The following is a 16,853-nucleotide window of genomic DNA, read 5'->3' on the forward strand; positions in this document are numbered from 1 at the left end:
CACATCGGCGTGTCCAACATGACCGAGGACGAGCTGCGGCGGGCGCAGGCGCTGACCGCCATCGTGTCGATCCAGAACCGCTACAACCTGTCCGACCGCCGGTCGGAGTCGCTCGTGGACCTGTGCGAGCAGGAGCAGCTGGTGTTCCTGCCGTGGGCGCCGATCCAGGAGCTGGCGCGGACGGCGGTGGAGGAGGTCGCCCAGCGGCACAACGCCACGCCGCGGCAGATCGTGCTGGCCTGGCTGCTGGCCCGGTCACCGTCGATCCTGCCGATCCCCGGCACCGGCACCGTCTCCCACCTGGAGGAGAACGTGGCGGCGGCGGGCATCGCGCTGGCCCCGGCCGAGGTGGCGGCGCTGACGAGGAGCTGACCGGCCACCGCGATACCCTGATGCGTGCGGGATACACGCATCAGGGTTGACCGTCGTTGCCCGGCGCAAGGCAGGGTGGAAGACTGCCCGCGCCACAAGTGCTGCCGGCACGCGACTGACGGAGGTGGCATGACCAGCAGGCGGCGGCAGGTCGCGATGCGGCACCTGCACGAGTCGATCGTCGACCTGATCGCGCTCATCAACCTGCCCCAGCGCGACGACGTCCTCCTCGCCGAGGCGGGGGTCACGCTCGACCGCGCGCTCTTCCCGCTGCTCGTGGGTATCCAGCGGTTCGGCCCGATCGGCGTCGGCGAGCTGGCCGATCGGGCCGGGCGCGACTACACGACGGTGAGCCGGCAGGTGGCCAAGCTCGCCGAGATGGGGCTGATCGAGCGCCGGCCGAGCCCCGTGGACCGCCGCGTCAACGAGGCGGTGCTCGCCAGCGCGGGCCGGCGCGTCACCGACGCACTCGACGCGGCACGGCACCGCCTCAACGCGGCCGCCTTCGCCGAGTGGAGCGACCGCGACCTCGGCGAGCTGGACCGGTTGCTGCGCCGGTACGTCGAGGACCTGCTCGCCATGAAACCCGAGGACTTCGCGCCGCACACCGAACGGTGACGCGCGGCGGGCGGTGAAGGTCACCTCGAACCGGTGCGCCAGACCCCTCGGCAGGTGCATCACCCCGGCACACCGTCCACTGTGTACTCGACGGTGCCGTCGATGAGGTACCGGGTCTCGTCCGCCCGCCCGTGGACGTGCGGCGGTGACCCTTCAGGTGAGTACGGGATACACCGGCGCCGCGACGGGCCGGCCGGTCGCGAGCCGGATGAGGTCGACCGGCGGGCTCAGATCGGTCAGGACGTCGACGGCGCGGCGCAACGCCTCGGGCGGCGGCGCGCTCGCGTGCGGCGCCACGTCCCGCAGGTCCAGCAGGTGGACAGTGGCCTCGACGATGCGGGTCACCGCGTAGTCGGCGACCCGGACCGTGCCGGCGACGCCCCGCACGACCGTGTTCCTGGCCGCCGGTAGCGCGGCGAGGACCTTCTCGGCCGGCACGTCGAACGCGTCTACCAGGACGTCGTCGGTGCGTGCCCCGGCCCATGCCGACGCCGTCTGCGCCACCTGGGCCGCGCCCGCCGCGCCCAGTGCGCGCAGGGTCGCGAAGTAGCCCGCGGCGTCGGGCAGGTCCGCAGCACGGCCGTGCGGCGGCTGGGAGATGAGGTCGGCCAGCGTCCACACGCCACGGCCGACATGCGCGTACAGCTCGCGAACGGTCCACTCCCCCAGCCCGGTCGGCGCCGTCCAACGACCCGGCGGCATGCTCAGCCCGGCCTCGTGCCAGCAACGCCACAACGCCGCCAACGTATCTCGGTCCGAATTGCGGTACGCGGACCGCGAAATACCGAATTCTCTCCCCATGGAGCAATTGTGTTCGGCCGGGACGGGGCGGGGCCGGGAAATGCCCGTACCGTCAGGGGAAGCTGCCCTAGGAGACGGGCGCGGCCAGCACGACCGCGGAATTGTGGCCGCCCATCCCGATCGACGACTTGACCGTGATGCCGCCGCTGACCGGCGTCGGTCCGTCGAAGAGCCGCGGGTGCGCGGGCGCCACGATCGGCGGGGCGGGGATCAGCCCCCGGTCGTAGCCGAGCGCGGCCACCGCGACCTCGATGGCGGACGCGGCGCCCTGGCAGTGGCCCGTGAGCGGCTTGACCGAGTACACGCCGACCTCCGGCGGGAACAGCCGCTCCACCACGGTCGCCTCCGCGCGGTCGCACTGGGCGGTACCCGGCCCGTGCGCGTTGAAGTACCGCACCTGCGACGCCGGCACCCCCGCGTTGGCGAGCGCGTCGCGCACACACGCGAAGATCGCGGTGAGCGACGGCTCGATCGAGGTCACGTGGTGCGCGTCGTGCGACATGGCCCCGCCCAGCGTGTGGGCGTAGGGGCGGCCCTCCCGCGCCGACAGCACGAACGACACCGACGCCTCGCCCATCACGAAGCCGTGACTGCCCTCCTGGAACGGGCGGCACGCCTCGAGCGGCTCCATCGTCGTCACCGCGACACCCAGTCGGACGAAATGCCGGACGTTCTCCGGGATGAGCGACAGGTCCGTGGCCACGAAGACCACGTCGTCGACGATTCCCGCGTCCAACCAGGCCTTGGCGGTGATCAGCCCGGCGTTGCCGGACGCGCACATGGCGGAGACCGCCATGGCCGGCCCGTGGAAGCCGTGTTCCTGCATGAGCGTGGACATCGGCGTGGACGGCATCAGCGCCAGGTACTGCCGGGACGGCAGCTCGCCGTCGTGTGCGGTGTAGAACTCCCGCCAGAGGTCGACCTCGCCAAGCACGATCGCGTGCAGCAGGCCCACCCTCGGGCCGGGACGCCAGCCGCGACCACGCGCGTCCTCGATCGCCTCACGGGCCGCCGCGCGCATGGCCCTGGCGAACCGGCTGGGCCCGTCGCTCGGGCTGCCGCCCCGCGGCACCCGGGCCAGCCACATGGTCTCACCGGACTCGTCGCACGTGGCGACGGCCGCGGGCTTGCCGGCGACAAGCCCGTCCCACAGGAGTTCGCGGCCCCAGCCGTAGCCGCTGACGACGCCGATCCCGTGGATTCCGACCCGTTGCGCGACCATGCCCCGGTCCCCCTCCACTCGCGGACCTCGTGTATCAATCGTAACTCGGATGAATTCCGGCAGTTGAAATATCCACAGTGGCCGCACGCGACGGATTGGACAGAACATGGGGCCAGGACGCCATGACTTCCATCAGCTCATGGCGGAGGCGGACGCCTCTCCCGAGCTGCTGGTCGATTTGGCGCTGTCGGTCGGCGCCGCGGTCGCCTGGTCACTCGACCTCGCCACGGACGAACTGACGTGGACGACCGGCATGGCGGAGATGACGGGCCTGGCGGCGGACGCGCTCCACGACCGGGTGTCCGCTCTGGTCGCCCCGCTGGCCCTCACCGCGCGCAGCGCGCCGGTGTGGGAGGAGTTCGACCTGGAGCAGCCGTGCGAGGGGGCGGACGGCACCGTCCGGTGGCTGCAGTTCCGCGCCAGGCTCACCAGCCACGAGGGTCGCCGGCGGCTCGTCGGTGTGGTCACGAACGTGACCGGTCGGCGCACGGAGCGGCAGGAGCTCTCCGACCTCACCGACCGGTACCGGCTGCTGGTCGACCTGAGCCCGGACGGCATCGTCGTGCACGAGGCGGGGACGCTGGTGTACGCGAACCCGGCCGCCGTGCGGTTCGTGCGTGCCTCGTCCACCGCCGACCTGATCGGCAGGCCGATCACCGACTTCGTCCACACCGACTCCGTCGCGGCCATGCTGGAGCGCATCGCCGAGCTGACCGAGCCGGGCGCGGTCACCGAGACGACCGAGGTCGCGCTCCAGCGCCTCGACGGCGGCGTCCTCGACATCGAGTCCGTCTCCGTGCGCACCACCTGGGAGGGCAGACCTGCCTACCAGGTGATCATGCGGGACGTCAGCGCGCAGAAGGCCGCGGCGGCCGCGTTGCACTACCAGGCCGCGTTGGTCGCGCACGTCAGCGACGCGCTCGTCGCGACCACCGCGACCGGGACGGTGACCAGCTGGAACCCGGCGGCCGAGAGCATCTACGGCCACTGCGCGGCCGAGGCCATCGGCCGGCCGATCGAGGAGCTGGTCGGCGCCGCGCTGGACCCCGCCACCGTGCTGGAGGTGGGCGGTGTCGCGCAGGCCGACCACCGCGACGCCAGCGGCCGGCCGCTCGCCGTCCGCGTCTCGGTCGCCCGGATGCCCGACGGCTACGTGCTGATCTGCGCCGACGAGACCGCGCGGCGGCGGGCGGAGCAGTACTTCACCACCGTGGTCGCGGCCATCGAGGAGGGTGTGATCGTCATCGCCTCGAACGGCGAGGTCGAGTCGGTCAACCCGGCCGCGGAACGCATCCTCGGCATCAACGAGAAGGAGACGCTCGGCGCGCCGAGCTCGCTGGCCGAGCTGTACGACGAGGACGGCACCCGCATCCCGCCGGAGCGGTACCCGACCGTGCACACCCGGACCACCGGCGAGCCGCGCAACGGGCAGATCGTGTGCGCCGCGCGTCCGGACGGGACGCGGGTGTGGATGTCGATGAGCTGCCGGGCGCTCAACCCCGACGAGGGCCTGCCCGCGACCGTGGTCATCTCGTTCAGCGACATCACCGAGCGCAGGATGATCGAGGGGCGCCGCGAGCACGAGGCCACCCACGACGCGTTGACCGGGCTGGTCAACCGGACCGTCGCGATCGAACAGCTCAGCCACGCGAACCGGGTCGGCCGGTCCGGCGCCACCGCGGTGCTGTTCATCGACCTCGACAAGTTCAAGGTCATCAACGACTCGCTGGGGCACAGCGTCGGTGACAAGGTGTTGCAGATCGTCGGCGAACGACTGCGCGACGGCACCCGAAGGAGTGACGTCGTCGGCCGTCTGGGTGGCGACGAGTTCGCGGTGATCTCCCACGGGGTCGCCAGCGCGGACAGCGCCCAGGGGCTCGCCGCACACATCCGCGCCGAGCTGAACCGGCCGGTCGTCGTCGACGGTCGCAGCCTGCACCTCGACGCGAGCATCGGGATCGTGATCGCCGGCCCGGACGACCCGCGCGACGGTGAGGCGTTGCTGTCCGACGCCGACCTGGCGATGTACCACGCGAAGACGCAGGGGCGCGGGCAGCACGCGTTCTTCGACGTCGAGCTGCGGGAGCGCAGCCAGCGGCGGATGCGGTTGGAGCAGGACCTGCGCGCGGCGCCGCGGGAGGGTCAGCTGTGGTTGGCCTACCAGCCGATCGTGGACCTGCGCAGCGGGCGGGCGACCGCGGTCGAGGGGTTGGCTCGGTGGACGCATCCGCGGTTCGGTTCCATCTCTCCCGGGGAGTTCATCCCGCTCGCCGAGGAGAGCGACCTGATCAATCTTCTCGGTGAGCACGTGTTGCGGGTGGCCATCGCGGAGATCATCGAGTTGCGGGCTCGCCATCCCGACCTCGGGTTGACTGTCAACGTCTCCGTGCGGCAGCTGGATCACGACCGGTTGGTCCGTGCCGTCGGGGCGGCCACCGAGGCGACCGGGTTGCCCACCGGCGCGTTGTGCCTGGAGATCACCGAGTCCGCGATCATGCGGGATCCCGTCAGCGCCGCACGGACGTTGAACGCGTTGCGGGAGTTGGGGGCTCGGTTGGCCATCGATGACTTCGGGACCGGGTACTCCTCGTTGGCGCAGTTGTTGACGCTGCCGTTGGACATGCTCAAGATCGACCAGACGTTCACCGCCCGGTTGGGGGATGCCGCTGATTTCAAGAATGCTGAGGCTATTTTGCGGAGTATCATCGCCATGGCTCATGCGGTGGATTTGAGTGTTGTCGCGGAGGGGGTCGAGAACTCGCGGCAGTTCGAGGTTCTGCGGGAGCTCGAGTGTGATGCCGCGCAGGGGTTCTATCTTGGGCGTCCGGTGCCGGCCGGCTCCTTGAATCTTGCTCTTTAGGTTTGGTGTTCCGGGGGGCTAGGGGTGCCCTGGCCATCTCGGTTTCGGGACCGGGTCAGCGTTTGTCGAAGGTCAGCCACAGTTGTTGTGGGGTGCCCAGTGGGACGCCGGCCATGCGGCGGATCTCCTGGCCCTCCTTCAGGCGGAAGTTCGTTGTCCTTGTCAGTAGTTCCTCGAATGCCGTTGCCAGTTGGATTCTGGCGAAGTGTTGGCCCAGGCAGCGGTGGATGCCCATGCCGAAGGCCGCGTTCGGTTTGCTGGGGCGGGTGAGGTCCAGCTCGTCCGGGTGGTCGAAGCGGTTGGGGTCGCGGTTGGCCGAGTAGAAGTGGACGGCCAGGCGGTCGCCCTTTCGCAGCGGTACGCCGGACAGTTCGGTGTCCTTCGTCACCACCCTTGCCATGAAGGACACCGTTGTCTGGTAGCGGAGGAACTCGTCCAGGGGATTGCGCCACCAGTCGGGTGTGCGTAGGACCCGTTCCACGCCTGGGCGGGTCGCCAGGTGGTGGGCTATGTGGACGATCATGCCGCGGGTGGTGTCCAGGCCGCCGAGCAACAGTGCGGTGACTATGCCCAGGCGTTCCTCGACCGTCAGGGGGCGGCCGTCGAACTCTGCCGTCGTCAGGGCGGCCAGGACGTCTTCCCGCTCCTGCGCCGCGTTCTCTACTTCCGCCATGGCTTCCATGGCTAGTTCGGCCACCCGTTGGAACGTCTCCGGGGTGCTTTCCACCGCCACCCTGTTCACCGCCGCCACGCCGCGTTGGACCAGGTCCTGGTTGTCGGTGGCGAAGACGACGCGTGCCAGTGAGCCCGCGCTGAAGGGAATCGCGTAGTCGCGGACCACGTCCAGTTCGCCCCTGTCGAGAAAGGCGGCGATGGCCGTTCTGGCGATCTTTCGCATCTGTTCCTCGTGGCGGAGCAGGAACGTGCGGGAGAAGTAGTGGTTGAGGAAGGCGCGGAAATGGCGGTGTTCGGGTGGGTCGGAGTCGACCGGGATGATGCGGACCGGGACTCCTCGCAGCGCCGGTTGTGCCGAGCTGAACAACTCCGGGTTCTCACACACCGTGCGGACGTCCTCGTACCGGGTGATCACGTAGTAGCCGCCGTCCGCGGTGGTGTGCCGGATCGGGCATTCGGTTCTGGCGACCGCCAGGGCGTCCAGCAGGTGGTCCACCTGGTCGTCCGCGTAGAGGTCGATGTTCTCGAGGATCTCGGGGACGGATCTGCTCATCGTCGACCTCCGCGCGCGAGTGCCCATTGTGTAGTGAACAACAGGTCGGGGCAGCTGGGCCTTCCGATCACCCGGATGGAGTGCCAGGGTGGATGACGGTCTCTGGGGAAGGAACCCACGATGTCTCCTGCAACGGCTGTTCGAGGGCTCGTGGCCATCGCGATCGCCATGGCCACGACTTTCACCGGTACGGCGGACGCCAGTCCCGCCTCCCACGCGCCCGTGGTGGCCACCACGGGCGGGCTCGTTCGCGGCGTGACGGCCGCCGGCAACGACCAGTTCCTCGGCATTCCCTACGCCGCGCCGCCGGTCGGGGCGTTGCGGTGGCAGCCGCCACGGCCCGCCGCCCCGTGGGCCGGGGTGCGTGACGCCGACGAAGCCGGGTCGGCCTGTCCGCAGCCGGCGGGCGGGTTCGGAGCGCCCAGTGTCAACGAGGACTGCCTCTACCTCAACGTCACCACGCCGGCCACCCCGGCTCGGCACCGGCCCGTGATGGTGTGGATCCACGGCGGAAGCCTGGTCACTGGTTCGGGTGACATCTACGACCCGACGCGGTTGGTGCACAACGGCGTGGTCGTCGTGACCATCAACTACCGGCTCGGGGCGCTCGGGTTCCTCGCGCATCCGGCCTTCGCCGGGGCGCCCGGCGGCCCGGCCGGCGACTACGGGCTGATGGACCAGCAGGCGGCCCTGCGGTGGGTGTCCCGCAACGCCGCCCGCTTCGGCGGCGACCCGGGCAACGTCACGATCTTCGGGGAGTCCGCCGGTGGGCTGAGCGTGCTCTCCCACCTCGTCTCCCCCGCGTCGCGCGGGCTGTTCGACCGGGCCGTCGTGCAGAGCGGCGCCTACGCCCTGACCGAACCGTCGCTGGCCGACGCCGAGGCGCAGGGGCAGGCGTTCGCCGCCTCGGTCGGGTGTGCCGACCAGTCCGCCGCCTGCCTGCGTACCGTGCCCGTGACCACGCTGCTCGCCCGCCAGGGCAGCGGGTACGTGCCCAACATCGACGGCCGGGTGCTCACCCGGTCGATCGGGCCGGCGCTGTCCACCGGACAGTTCGCCAGGGTGCCGGTCATCAACGGCAGCACGCACGACGAGTGGCGGTTGTTCGTCGCGTCCAACGAGCTGGCCGGGAATCCCGTGACCGCCGGCAACTACCTCGCCATGATCTCGGCGACGCTCGGGGTGCCGGCGCAGACCGCGGCGGCCATCGCCGCGGAGTACCCACTCGGCGACTATTCCAGCCCCGCGGTGGCGCTCGGCGCGCTCGGCACCGACGCGATCTTCGCCTGTCCGGCGCTGACCGTGGACAACACCGCCTCGCGGTACGTGCCCACCTACGGGTACGAGTTCAACGACGAGAACGCGCCGTCGCTCCTGCCTCCGGTGAGCTTCCCGACGGGTGCCTTCCACGCCAGCGAGCTGAAGTACCTGTTCGGGCTGCCCATCGGCGGGCCGCTCGCACCCGAGCAGGAGCGGCTGGCCGCCGCCATGCGCCAGGGCTGGACGTCCTTCGCCGCGTCCGGTGCGCCGCGGGGCTGGCCGCGATACCGCGCCGACACCCAGCGGCTGGAGTCGTTCGTGCCGCCCCGGCCCACGGTCGAGACCGGGTTCGCCGCCGACCACCGGTGCGCCTTCTGGGCCGGGCTCACCCCCGCGGTGACCGCCGACCACGCGGCGCGGAGCGCGACGGCCAGGCCGGCGCCGTAGTTCCACGCCACCTCACGAAGCCCGCTCGCCGGCCCGCACGGGTACCGTCGCGCCGATCCAGCGGTGGTAGGCGTCCAGGTCGACGTTGCTGCCGCAGACGATGGTGACCACGTGCCGGCCGGCGAAGCGGTCGCGGTCCTCGAGGATGGCGGCGACGCCGAGCGCGGCCGACGGTTCGACGACGAGGCCGGCGTGGTGGAGGAGCATCCGCATACCGGTGGTGATCGACGCCTCCCGCACCAGGACCGCGTCGTCGGCAATGAGGAGGAGGTCGTCCAGGACGGCCGGAATGGGGCGGCGGCCGGCGACGCCGTCGGCGATGGTATCGGTCGAGTCGGTGGTGATGACGCGGCGTTCGTGCCAGGAGCGTGTCATCGCGGGTGCGCCCAGGGGTTGGACGCAGATCACCTCGACCTCGGGCGCCCGCGCCTTGAGCACGTGACCCACGCCGGTGGCCAGCGCCCCGCCGCCGAGTGCGATCAGGACGGCGTCGAACGAGGGGAGCGCGTCGACCAGTTCCAGGCCGATGGTCGCCGCGCCCTCGCACGTCTCGATGTCCAGGCTGTCCTCGAGCAGCCGAATGCCGTCGTGCCGCGCGATGGCCGCCGCCCGGTCGCGGGCCAACTCGTGGTCGCCGTCCACCAGCTCCAGCGTGGCGCCCAACGCGCGGATGCGGTCGAGCTTGACCGCGGGCGCGGAGCGGGACGCCACGACGGTGACGTCGAGCCGGCGGCCGCGGGCGGACCACGCGAGGGCCTGGCCGAGGTTGCCCGCGCTGGCGCACACCACGGCTCGCGAGCCGTTCCCGGCGAGCAGGCTCGCGACCAGCTCGGTGCCGCGGCCCTTGAAGCTGCGGACCGGGTTCGCCGTTTCGAGCTTGACGCTCACCGCGCACCCGAGGCCGGGCTCCAGCGCCTCGCAGCGGTAGAGCGGGGTGTCGAGGAAGATCGGGTCGATCACCCGCCGAGCCGCCTGGATCCGGGCGATGTCGAGACGCGTTCCCTGCACGCCGGCGCAGTGTAGTTCCCACCCCGGTCGCTCAGGAGCGCTGGGAGCCGAAGGTTTCGGACGAACGCGCCTGGTGCATTCCGTGATCATGTTCGACGACTTCACCCTGGCTCGGATCACCGTCGGCGAGGTCACGTTGCGGGTGCGGCACGGCGGCGACGGTCCCGCGCTGCTGTTGCTCCACGGCCACCCGCGCACGCACACGACATGGCACCGGGTCGCGCCGCTGCTGGCCGGCGAGCACACCGTGGTCTGTCCGGACCTGCGTGGTTACGGGGAGTCGACCAAGGTCCCCACCACCGACGACCACGCGCCGTACTCGAAGCGGGCCATGGCAGACGACATGGTCGGGCTCATGCGGGAGCTGGGCCACGACCGGTTCGCGGTGGCCGGGCACGACCGCGGCAGCTACGTGGCGCTGCGGCTGGCACTGGACCACCCGGACCACGTGAGCGCCCTCTCCGTGCTCGACTCCGTCCCCATCGGTGAGGCCCTCGCCCGGTGCGACGCCCGCTTCGCGCGCGAGTGGTTCCACTGGTTCTTCTTCGCCCAGCCGGACACTCCGGAGCGGGTGATCGGCGCGGACCCGGACGCCTGGTACCGGGTCGGGACCCGCAACACCCCGGAACGCATGGGCGAGGAGAACTTCGCCGACTTCCGCCGGGCGATCCACGACCCGGCGACCGTGCGCGCGATGCTGGAGGACTACCGCGCCGGGCTGGGCATCGACCGGGCGCACGACGACGCCGACCGGGCGGCCGGGCGGCGCGTCGCCTGCCCGACGCAGGTGCTGTGGAGCACGCGGGACGACCTCGGGGACCTCTACGGCGACGTGCTCGCGGTCTGGCGCCCGTGGACCACCGACCTGCGGGGCGCCACGGTCGAGTCGGGGCACCACATGGCCGAGGACGCCCCCGAGGACCTGGCCCGGGCGCTCCGCGACTTCCTGGCCCCTGAGCGTGTGCGTCCGCCCCTGGGGGGTAGTCGGGGAGGCGACAAGTCCTACTGACAAGGAGTTCGCCGGATGACCACCGCCAACGGGCGGGCGCTCGCGGTCGTGACCGGAGCGTCCAGCGGAATCGGGTACGAGCTGGCCAAGCAGTTCGCCCAGCACGACTTCGACCTCGTGATCGCCGCGGAGAACGCGGGGATCGCCGAGTCGGCACGGGAGCTGTCCACCCACGGTGGGCACGTGACCCCGGTCCAGGCCGACCTGTCCACCGCGGACGGGGTGGCCACTTTGTACGAGGCGGTCATCGCGACCGGGCGGCCCGTGGACGCCGTCGCCATCAACGCCGGGATCGGTGTCGGCGGCCCGTTCGCGGAGACCGACCTCGACGACGACCTGCGACTGATCGACCTGAACGTGCGCTCGGCCGTGCACCTGGCCAAGCTCGTCGTGCGCGACATGGTCGGCCGCGGCGCCGGGCGGGTGCTGTTCACCTCGTCGATCGCGGCCACCCAGCCCGGCCCGTTCATGGCCACTTACAACGCGTCGAAGTCGTTCCTGCTGTCCTTCTCCGAGGCGCTGCGCGACGAGCTGAAGGACACCGGTGTCACCGTGACCGCCCTGATGCCGGGGCCGACCGACACCGACTTCTTCGAGCGCGCCGACATCACGGACACGAAGCTGGGGCAGTCGAAGAAGGACGACCCCGCGCAGGTGGCCGAGCAGGGCTTCAAGGCGCTCATGAACGGCAAGGACCACCTGGTGGCCGGTTCGGTGAAGAACAAGCTGATGGCGGGTACGGCCAAGGTGACGCCGGAGAGCGTGAAGGCCGCGGCGCACCGCAAGATGTCCGAGCCGGGCTCGGCCGAGTGAGACCGGCTCGCGCCGGTTGAGCGCGCCGGTGCCGGCGCGGCGCCGAACGCGACGAGATCCGGGCGAGCGGCCGCCTCCCGGGCTGGGGTGGTGGCACGAAAGCACTTCGTTCGCGTGGCCGTGCACGACGAACAGCGGGTCGGAACGCACGGCCGCGCAGGACCTCGCCCCCGTGGGTGACCCGCACCCCGGCGTCGATCCAGGTCCGTCAGGGTGTGGGCGCTCGCCCGCTCGTCGTGGGTCGGCTCGTGCCGCGGCTACGGGGCACCCCGTTCCGGCTCGCCGGCACCGGTCACAGGATCTGGATCCGCTGGAGGTGCCGGGAGGAGTTGCCGCGGAACGCGTTGCGGCCGTGCAGAAGCGCCTGGTTGTCGACCACGACGATGTCGCCGTCGCGCCATTCGTGCGCGTAGCAGACGTCCGGGTCGTGCAGCCGGGCGCTCAGGTCCGCCAGGAACGGCGCCGCATCCTCGTCGGACAGCCCGTCGACCGTCGTCCACACGGGGTTCAGGTAGCGTGCCGGGTCGAGCGGCTCGTTGTAGCGGATGGTGGTCTCGCCGGTCGCGGAGTGCCGCGCCAGGAGCGGGGCGACGATCTCACCGCCGTAGTGGCGCAGTTTCTCCGTGCGGTAGGTGACCTCCGTGTTCGCCCAGCGCCGCACGAGGTCCTCCCCCGCCGCGTGGAGCACCGCGGTGGTGTCGGAGAAGACCGTCTCGCCGCCACCGCCGGGCTCGGGCGCCCGCACGCACTGGAACAGGAAGAACCGCGGGGTGGCGCGGGCGAAGGCGCCGTCCCAGTGGAACGGCACGTCCGAGCGGCTGAACAGGTAGTTCGTCGGGTCCTCCTCGACCACCAGGTCGAGCACGGCGCCGAAGTCCCACGTGAGAACCTCGCCCCAGCTCTGCGCGTAGGTGATGAGGTCCGCCCTGTCGAGTAAGGGAATCCCGCGGAGCACCAGCACCTTCGACGCGACCGTCCACTCCTCGATCGTGGCCGGCGCGAGGTCGCGGAGGTCGGTGCCCGGCGCGGTCACCACCCGACCGAACGGCCGCGGTTCCACGTGTTCGGCAACGATTTCGTTCGCCGCGGTCATGATGCGTTCTCCTCCGGTAGGGCGTGAGAGTTGACGGCGTGCGGGTTGACGTAGTGGCTCGGCCGGCCAAGCCGCCAGACCAGCGACGCCTTGGCGCGCTCGGCCTGGCTGCGTTTCACGAGCGTGACGCTCCGCCCGTCGTCGACGACCACGCCGTGCCACGGGGTGAGCCAGTTGTCCTTGGTGCGGACGAGGTGGAAGCCGATCTTGCCGGCGTGGCTGTGCTGCGGGTGGATCGACAGCCGCAGCGAGTCCGGGAACACGTCGCCGACCAGGTCGCCCCAGGCGCGGCTGCGCTGGATCATCCGGTAGGCCAGTTCCTTGCACTGCTTGCTGACCTGCGAGCGGCTGGTGCCCGGGGTGAGCGGCACGTGGTCCTCGACCATGAACCGGTGCATCCCGTTGAACATGGCACGGGCCGACAGGTCGGTGCGCACCTCCGCGCGGAGCCGTTCGACCGGGGTGCCGTAGCGCTCGACGAGCAGTGCGCGCATCTCGTCGTAGTCGCCCGAGCCGAGCGCGTCGTCGAGCGAGTACAGGCCCACGGCCTCGCTGCCGAGCGTGTCGATGATCCGCCGCAGTTCCGCCCGGTAGGCGGTGACGTCGTCGTCCGGGATGCCGAGGAGGTCGGCGAAGACGTGGCCGTCGGAGCAGATCAGGATCCGCGCGCCGGGGGCGTGGACGTGGCTGACCAGCTCGCAGAACGTCTGCAGGAACTCGACGGAGATCCGCTCGCCCAGGTCGGGCAGCGCGCCGAGCACCTTCCCGGGGTTGCGTGACTTCGCCGGGAACGCCGGCAGCAGGAAGTGCACGGGCTCGTTGCGTTCCACGAAGCGCAGGACCCGCTTCTCGTGCACCGCGAAGCAGGTGGCACACGGCTCGTCCCCGCACGGGTCGTCGGGGTCAGCGAGCCTGCGGAACCGGAACGTCATCGCGAGGATCTGCTCGGCCAGTCCGCGTGGCCGGCCGACTGGCTCTTCTGCGGCAAGGGTCATGTCCGGTCCGATCGCATGTTGGTTTCGTGTTCCCGTCACGTGCGTGCCAGGAAAAACCGTAACCGGCGATCATGGAACCTCACCCGTGGTGAGGTTTATTCTCACGCTCGCCGCGCGTTGCCAGGTGTGAAAACAGAACCCTGACGTGCGCCGATGGGGTGGACCTGGCGCGGCGTGCCCAGGTTCGCGCCGGCGTGAGTCCTAGCGTTGCCGGCATGGGCATTCGTTACGCGTCGGCCGCTTACCGGGAACTGGGCGGGATGCTGCGCCGGGTACGGGAGAAGACGGGTCTGTCGGAAGGAGGCCTCGCCCGGAAGATGGGATGGCCGCTCACGAAGATCTCGCGCATGGAGAACGGCAGGCGCACGTCGAGTACCACGGACGTGATCCAGTACGTGGTGATGTGCGGGATGACGTTGCGGGAGGCGCAGCCGCTGCTGGAGCTGACCCGGCAGGCGGAACGCAAGCAGGGCTACTACCTGTCGGACAGGCGGATCGGCGGGAGCCTGCAGTCGTTGATCTTCCACGAATCCTCGGCCGAGCACTCGGTCATCTATGAACCGCAGGTGATCCACGGCCTGTTGCAGACACCCAACTACGCCCGCGCGCTCATCACGGCGGTCAAACCCAACATCGACGAGAGCCGGGTGGATGGTGCGGTTCGCACCCGGATGGAGCGGCGGCGAATCCTCTACCTGCCCACTACCCCGGCGTTCACCTTCTACATCCATGAGCAGGCGCTACGGCTCCGGATCGGCACCGAAAAGATCATGCAGGAGCAACTCCTGCACCTCGTCTTGACTGCCGCACTGGACAATGTCACCCTGCGGATCGTACCGAGCGTGATCGGCGAGCGCTCCGCCCTCGGCGGAGCGTTCCACTTGATGGAGTTCCACGAACATCGAACCATCGTCTACCTGGAGAATCTCTGCGATGGCGGGTTGATCCTCGAAGATCCCGAATTCGTGCAGAGCTACCACGAGGTTGTGCCGATGCTCGCTGACACCGCTCTGGGAGAGGGACAATCGCGCATGTGTGCGCCATGAGGCGCCTCGTTGTATCCCCAGCTGAGTTGGGAGGAACTCGGAGGAACGTTTCTGGGTCTAATGGCTTACCTGAATCCGAAAGGTGCAGGGGACAGCAGCATGCCAGTGAAGCGGCAGCCAGGTCCAGGTGTCAGGGATGGTGTGTCGCGGGACCCGCGTGATATGGCGAAAGCTGGATTGCCTGAACCTCAATCTCCAGGAGATGCAAAGATTCATCCGTCAGAAAGACATCTGAAACTGACGCCATGCCCTGCGTTGATGTTTACTTTCCATCGGCGCAACCTTCGGGGTGTGGAGCGATTCCCAGCGAGGGAATTCAAGGAGATAAGTGAGGCGCCTAAGTCACGCTAGTACGTACAACGAGGACGAACATGGGATCACCTGAGAGACGCGAGTTTCGATGGTGACGGAGGCCCCGTAGTAGTCGCAGGAGTCACGACCTGCCAAGGAGGACGGTAACGCCGTCCGCAGGGCGAAGGGGGTCAGGTGACTGGATATTCGAAGCCGGGAGGTATGTGTAATGCAGAACGCCGAAACGGTGCTGAATGTCCTCCGTGAACGCGGCAGGCGAGGACTGCCGCTGAGTGGGCTGTATCGACAACTGTTCAACCCCGCGTTGTATCAGGTTGCCTATGGGCGCATTTATTCCAACAAGGGAGCGATGACGCCTGGAGTCGACGGGGAAACCGCGGACGGTATGCATCTGGGTGTGATCGACCGTATCGCCGATGCGATGCGCCACGAGCGCTATCGATTCAAACCCGCGCGGCGCTGGTATATCCCCAAACGTAACGGGAAACGCCGGCCGCTGGGCTTGCCGTCCTGGTCGGACAAACTGGTCGGTGAAGTGATTCGCCTGTTGTTGGAGGCGTATTACGAACCCCGTTTCTCCGATCTTTCACACGGGTTCCGTTCCCGCCGGGGCTGTCACACCGCGCTCAGCGAGGTGGGGAGAACCTGGCGCGGAACAGCATGGTTCATCGAGGGTGACATCGCTGACTGTTTCGGATCACTCGACCACGAGGTCATGATCGGGATACTCGGCGAGAACATCCACGACAATCGGTTCCTGAGACTGCTACGGCAGATGCTACAGGCGGGATACCTGGAGGACTGGCGGTTCAACGCCACGCTCAGCTGAGCACCGCAGGGCGGGGTGATCTCACCGATCCTGTCCAATATCTACCTGGACAAGCTGGACACCTTCGTCGAGACAGTGTTGATCCCGGAATACACCAGTGGAGTCAACAGGGCGCGGAACCGCGCCTATCTTGACATCGAGGTGATGATCAGACGAGCGCGTCGACACGGCGACCGGGACACCGTGCGCCGACTCCACAAGCAGTTACGCCGATTACCCAGCGCGGACCCACAGGATCCGGGGTATCGGCGACTGCGATATGTGCGATACGCCGACGATCATCTCCTCGGGTTCACCGGACCGAAACGCGAAGCCGAACAGATCAAACAACGCCTGGCGCGGTTCCTGCGTGAAGACCTCAAGCTGGAACTGTCCCAGGAGAAAACCTTGATCACCCACGCCCGAACAGGCGCGGCGCGTTTTCTCGGCTACGAGATCACCGTGCAGCACAGCGACCACAAGATCACGAAAGGACGACGGTCGGCGAACGCGGCCATTGGCCTGCGGGTGCCTCGCGCGGTGGTCCAAGCGAAATGCGCCCCTTATTTGAAACGCGGAAAACCCGCGTTCCGGCCCCAGTTGGTGAACCGGGACGACCTCGCGATCATCAACACCTACGGAGCTGAATACCGGGGTTTGACCCAGTACTACATGCTCGCCGGTGATGTCTACCGGCTAACCAAAGTGCACTGGGTCATGGCGTCCTCGCTACTGCGAACCCTGGCTCGGAAATACCGTTCGACGGTGACCAAGATGGCAGCCAAGTACGATGCGGTCGTCGACACACCACACGGGCCACGTAAATGTTTCGAGGCCAACAAGGAACGCGATGACGGACGCGCGCCACTCACCACCCGGTTCGGTGGCATTCCACTGAAACGACAGAAAAAGGCGATCATTGTCGATCGTGTCGTACCTCCGGTCATCATCCGCCACAAGG

At 69.2% G+C, this 16,853-nt stretch carries 15 protein-coding genes; 9 read left to right on the forward strand and 6 right to left on the reverse strand.

Annotated features, from left to right (window positions below):
* Window positions 1-372, forward strand: a 372-nt coding sequence (locus tag ACJ73U_RS36855; protein ID WP_407782387.1) for an aldo/keto reductase, incomplete at its 5' end; no start/stop codon positions are given.
* A 129-nt stretch (window positions 373-501) separates the two neighbouring features.
* A complete protein-coding gene (locus ACJ73U_RS36860; protein WP_407782388.1) occupies window positions 502-990 on the forward strand; it encodes a MarR family winged helix-turn-helix transcriptional regulator in 489 nt (162 codons plus the stop codon).
* A 153-nt stretch (window positions 991-1,143) separates the two neighbouring features.
* Here ACJ73U_RS36860 and ACJ73U_RS36865 read toward each other — a convergent pair whose 3' ends face one another.
* Both ACJ73U_RS36865 and ACJ73U_RS36870 read right to left on the reverse strand, forming a co-directional pair.
* Window positions 1,144-1,791, reverse strand: coding sequence for a maleylpyruvate isomerase N-terminal domain-containing protein (locus tag ACJ73U_RS36865; protein WP_407782389.1), 648 nt, complete (start codon window positions 1,789-1,791; stop codon window positions 1,144-1,146).
* 67 nt (window positions 1,792-1,858) lie between these two features.
* The gene (locus ACJ73U_RS36870) at window positions 1,859-3,013 is read right to left on the reverse strand and encodes a beta-ketoacyl synthase N-terminal-like domain-containing protein (protein ID WP_407782390.1); all 1,155 of its coding nucleotides are present in this window, start codon (window positions 3,011-3,013) and stop codon (window positions 1,859-1,861) included.
* A gap of 139 nt (window positions 3,014-3,152) precedes the next feature.
* Here ACJ73U_RS36870 and ACJ73U_RS36875 point away from each other — a divergent pair, with 139 nt between their 5' ends.
* Window positions 3,153-5,873, forward strand: a complete 2,721-nt coding sequence (locus ACJ73U_RS36875) for an EAL domain-containing protein (protein WP_407782391.1) — start codon at window positions 3,153-3,155, stop codon at window positions 5,871-5,873.
* Window positions 5,874-5,928: 55 nt separating this feature from the next.
* On the opposite strand, the gene ACJ73U_RS36880 is transcribed toward ACJ73U_RS36875, so the two are convergent.
* Window positions 5,929-7,101: a cytochrome P450 gene (locus tag ACJ73U_RS36880; protein WP_407782392.1), complete on the reverse strand. Its 1,173-nt coding sequence runs from the start codon at window positions 7,099-7,101 to the stop codon at window positions 5,929-5,931.
* Between the two features lie 120 nt (window positions 7,102-7,221).
* Between ACJ73U_RS36880 and ACJ73U_RS36885 the strand changes: the two genes are divergently transcribed.
* A complete protein-coding gene (locus ACJ73U_RS36885) occupies window positions 7,222-8,808 on the forward strand; it encodes a carboxylesterase/lipase family protein (RefSeq protein WP_407782393.1) in 1,587 nt (528 codons plus the stop codon).
* 12 nt (window positions 8,809-8,820) lie between these two features.
* On the opposite strand, the gene ACJ73U_RS36890 is transcribed toward ACJ73U_RS36885, so the two are convergent.
* Window positions 8,821-9,816, reverse strand: a complete 996-nt coding sequence (locus tag ACJ73U_RS36890) for a threonine/serine dehydratase (protein ID WP_407782394.1) — start codon at window positions 9,814-9,816, stop codon at window positions 8,821-8,823.
* A gap of 88 nt (window positions 9,817-9,904) precedes the next feature.
* Here ACJ73U_RS36890 and ACJ73U_RS36895 point away from each other — a divergent pair, with 88 nt between their 5' ends.
* Window positions 9,905-10,825: an alpha/beta fold hydrolase gene (locus ACJ73U_RS36895; RefSeq protein WP_407782401.1), complete on the forward strand. Its 921-nt coding sequence runs from the start codon at window positions 9,905-9,907 to the stop codon at window positions 10,823-10,825.
* A 15-nt stretch (window positions 10,826-10,840) separates the two neighbouring features.
* Window positions 10,841-11,638 (forward strand): SDR family NAD(P)-dependent oxidoreductase, encoded by a 798-nt coding sequence (locus ACJ73U_RS36900; RefSeq protein ID WP_407782395.1) that lies wholly within the window; start codon window positions 10,841-10,843, stop codon window positions 11,636-11,638.
* A gap of 292 nt (window positions 11,639-11,930) precedes the next feature.
* On the opposite strand, the gene ACJ73U_RS36905 is transcribed toward ACJ73U_RS36900, so the two are convergent.
* A complete protein-coding gene (locus tag ACJ73U_RS36905) occupies window positions 11,931-12,731 on the reverse strand; it encodes a TauD/TfdA dioxygenase family protein (RefSeq protein ID WP_407782396.1) in 801 nt (266 codons plus the stop codon).
* A complete protein-coding gene (locus ACJ73U_RS36910) occupies window positions 12,728-13,726 on the reverse strand; it encodes an L-tyrosine/L-tryptophan isonitrile synthase family protein (RefSeq protein WP_407782397.1) in 999 nt (332 codons plus the stop codon). The genes ACJ73U_RS36905 and ACJ73U_RS36910 overlap by 4 nt, the downstream gene beginning before the upstream one ends.
* Before the next feature lie 215 nt (window positions 13,727-13,941).
* Here ACJ73U_RS36910 and ACJ73U_RS36915 point away from each other — a divergent pair, with 215 nt between their 5' ends.
* The 3 genes from ACJ73U_RS36915 to ACJ73U_RS36925 form a co-directional block, all read left to right on the forward strand.
* Window positions 13,942-14,772, forward strand: a complete 831-nt coding sequence (locus tag ACJ73U_RS36915) for a helix-turn-helix domain-containing protein (RefSeq protein WP_407782398.1) — start codon at window positions 13,942-13,944, stop codon at window positions 14,770-14,772.
* Window positions 14,773-15,292: 520 nt separating this feature from the next.
* Window positions 15,293-15,913, forward strand: coding sequence for a reverse transcriptase/maturase family protein (locus ACJ73U_RS36920; RefSeq protein WP_407782399.1), 621 nt, complete (start codon window positions 15,293-15,295; stop codon window positions 15,911-15,913).
* A gap of 15 nt (window positions 15,914-15,928) precedes the next feature.
* Window positions 15,929-16,853: group II intron reverse transcriptase/maturase (locus ACJ73U_RS36925; RefSeq protein WP_407782400.1), on the forward strand; the 925-nt coding region annotated here is incomplete at its 3' end.

It is taken from the genome of Actinophytocola sp. (genome assembly GCF_045807065.1).
GTDB lineage: Bacteria > Actinomycetota > Actinomycetes > Mycobacteriales > Pseudonocardiaceae > Actinophytocola.

Coding starts and splice junctions, on each gene's coding strand:
- ACJ73U_RS36880 (WP_407782392.1), bottom strand. CDS start 7,101: ATGAGCAGATCCGTCCCCGAGATCCTCGAGAACATCGACCTCTACGCG.
- ACJ73U_RS36920 (WP_407782399.1), top strand. CDS start 15,293: ATGCAGAACGCCGAAACGGTGCTGAATGTCCTCCGTGAACGCGGCAGG.
- ACJ73U_RS36875 (WP_407782391.1), top strand. CDS start 3,153: ATGGCGGAGGCGGACGCCTCTCCCGAGCTGCTGGTCGATTTGGCGCTG.
- ACJ73U_RS36905 (WP_407782396.1), bottom strand. CDS start 12,731: ATGACCGCGGCGAACGAAATCGTTGCCGAACACGTGGAACCGCGGCCG.
- ACJ73U_RS36915 (WP_407782398.1), top strand. CDS start 13,942: ATGGGCATTCGTTACGCGTCGGCCGCTTACCGGGAACTGGGCGGGATG.
- ACJ73U_RS36865 (WP_407782389.1), bottom strand. CDS start 1,791: ATGGGGAGAGAATTCGGTATTTCGCGGTCCGCGTACCGCAATTCGGAC.
- ACJ73U_RS36910 (WP_407782397.1), bottom strand. CDS start 13,726: ATGACCCTTGCCGCAGAAGAGCCAGTCGGCCGGCCACGCGGACTGGCC.
- ACJ73U_RS36900 (WP_407782395.1), top strand. CDS start 10,841: ATGACCACCGCCAACGGGCGGGCGCTCGCGGTCGTGACCGGAGCGTCC.
- ACJ73U_RS36885 (WP_407782393.1), top strand. CDS start 7,222: ATGTCTCCTGCAACGGCTGTTCGAGGGCTCGTGGCCATCGCGATCGCC.
- ACJ73U_RS36860 (WP_407782388.1), top strand. CDS start 502: ATGACCAGCAGGCGGCGGCAGGTCGCGATGCGGCACCTGCACGAGTCG.
- ACJ73U_RS36895 (WP_407782401.1), top strand. CDS start 9,905: ATGTTCGACGACTTCACCCTGGCTCGGATCACCGTCGGCGAGGTCACG.
- ACJ73U_RS36870 (WP_407782390.1), bottom strand. CDS start 3,013: ATGGTCGCGCAACGGGTCGGAATCCACGGGATCGGCGTCGTCAGCGGC.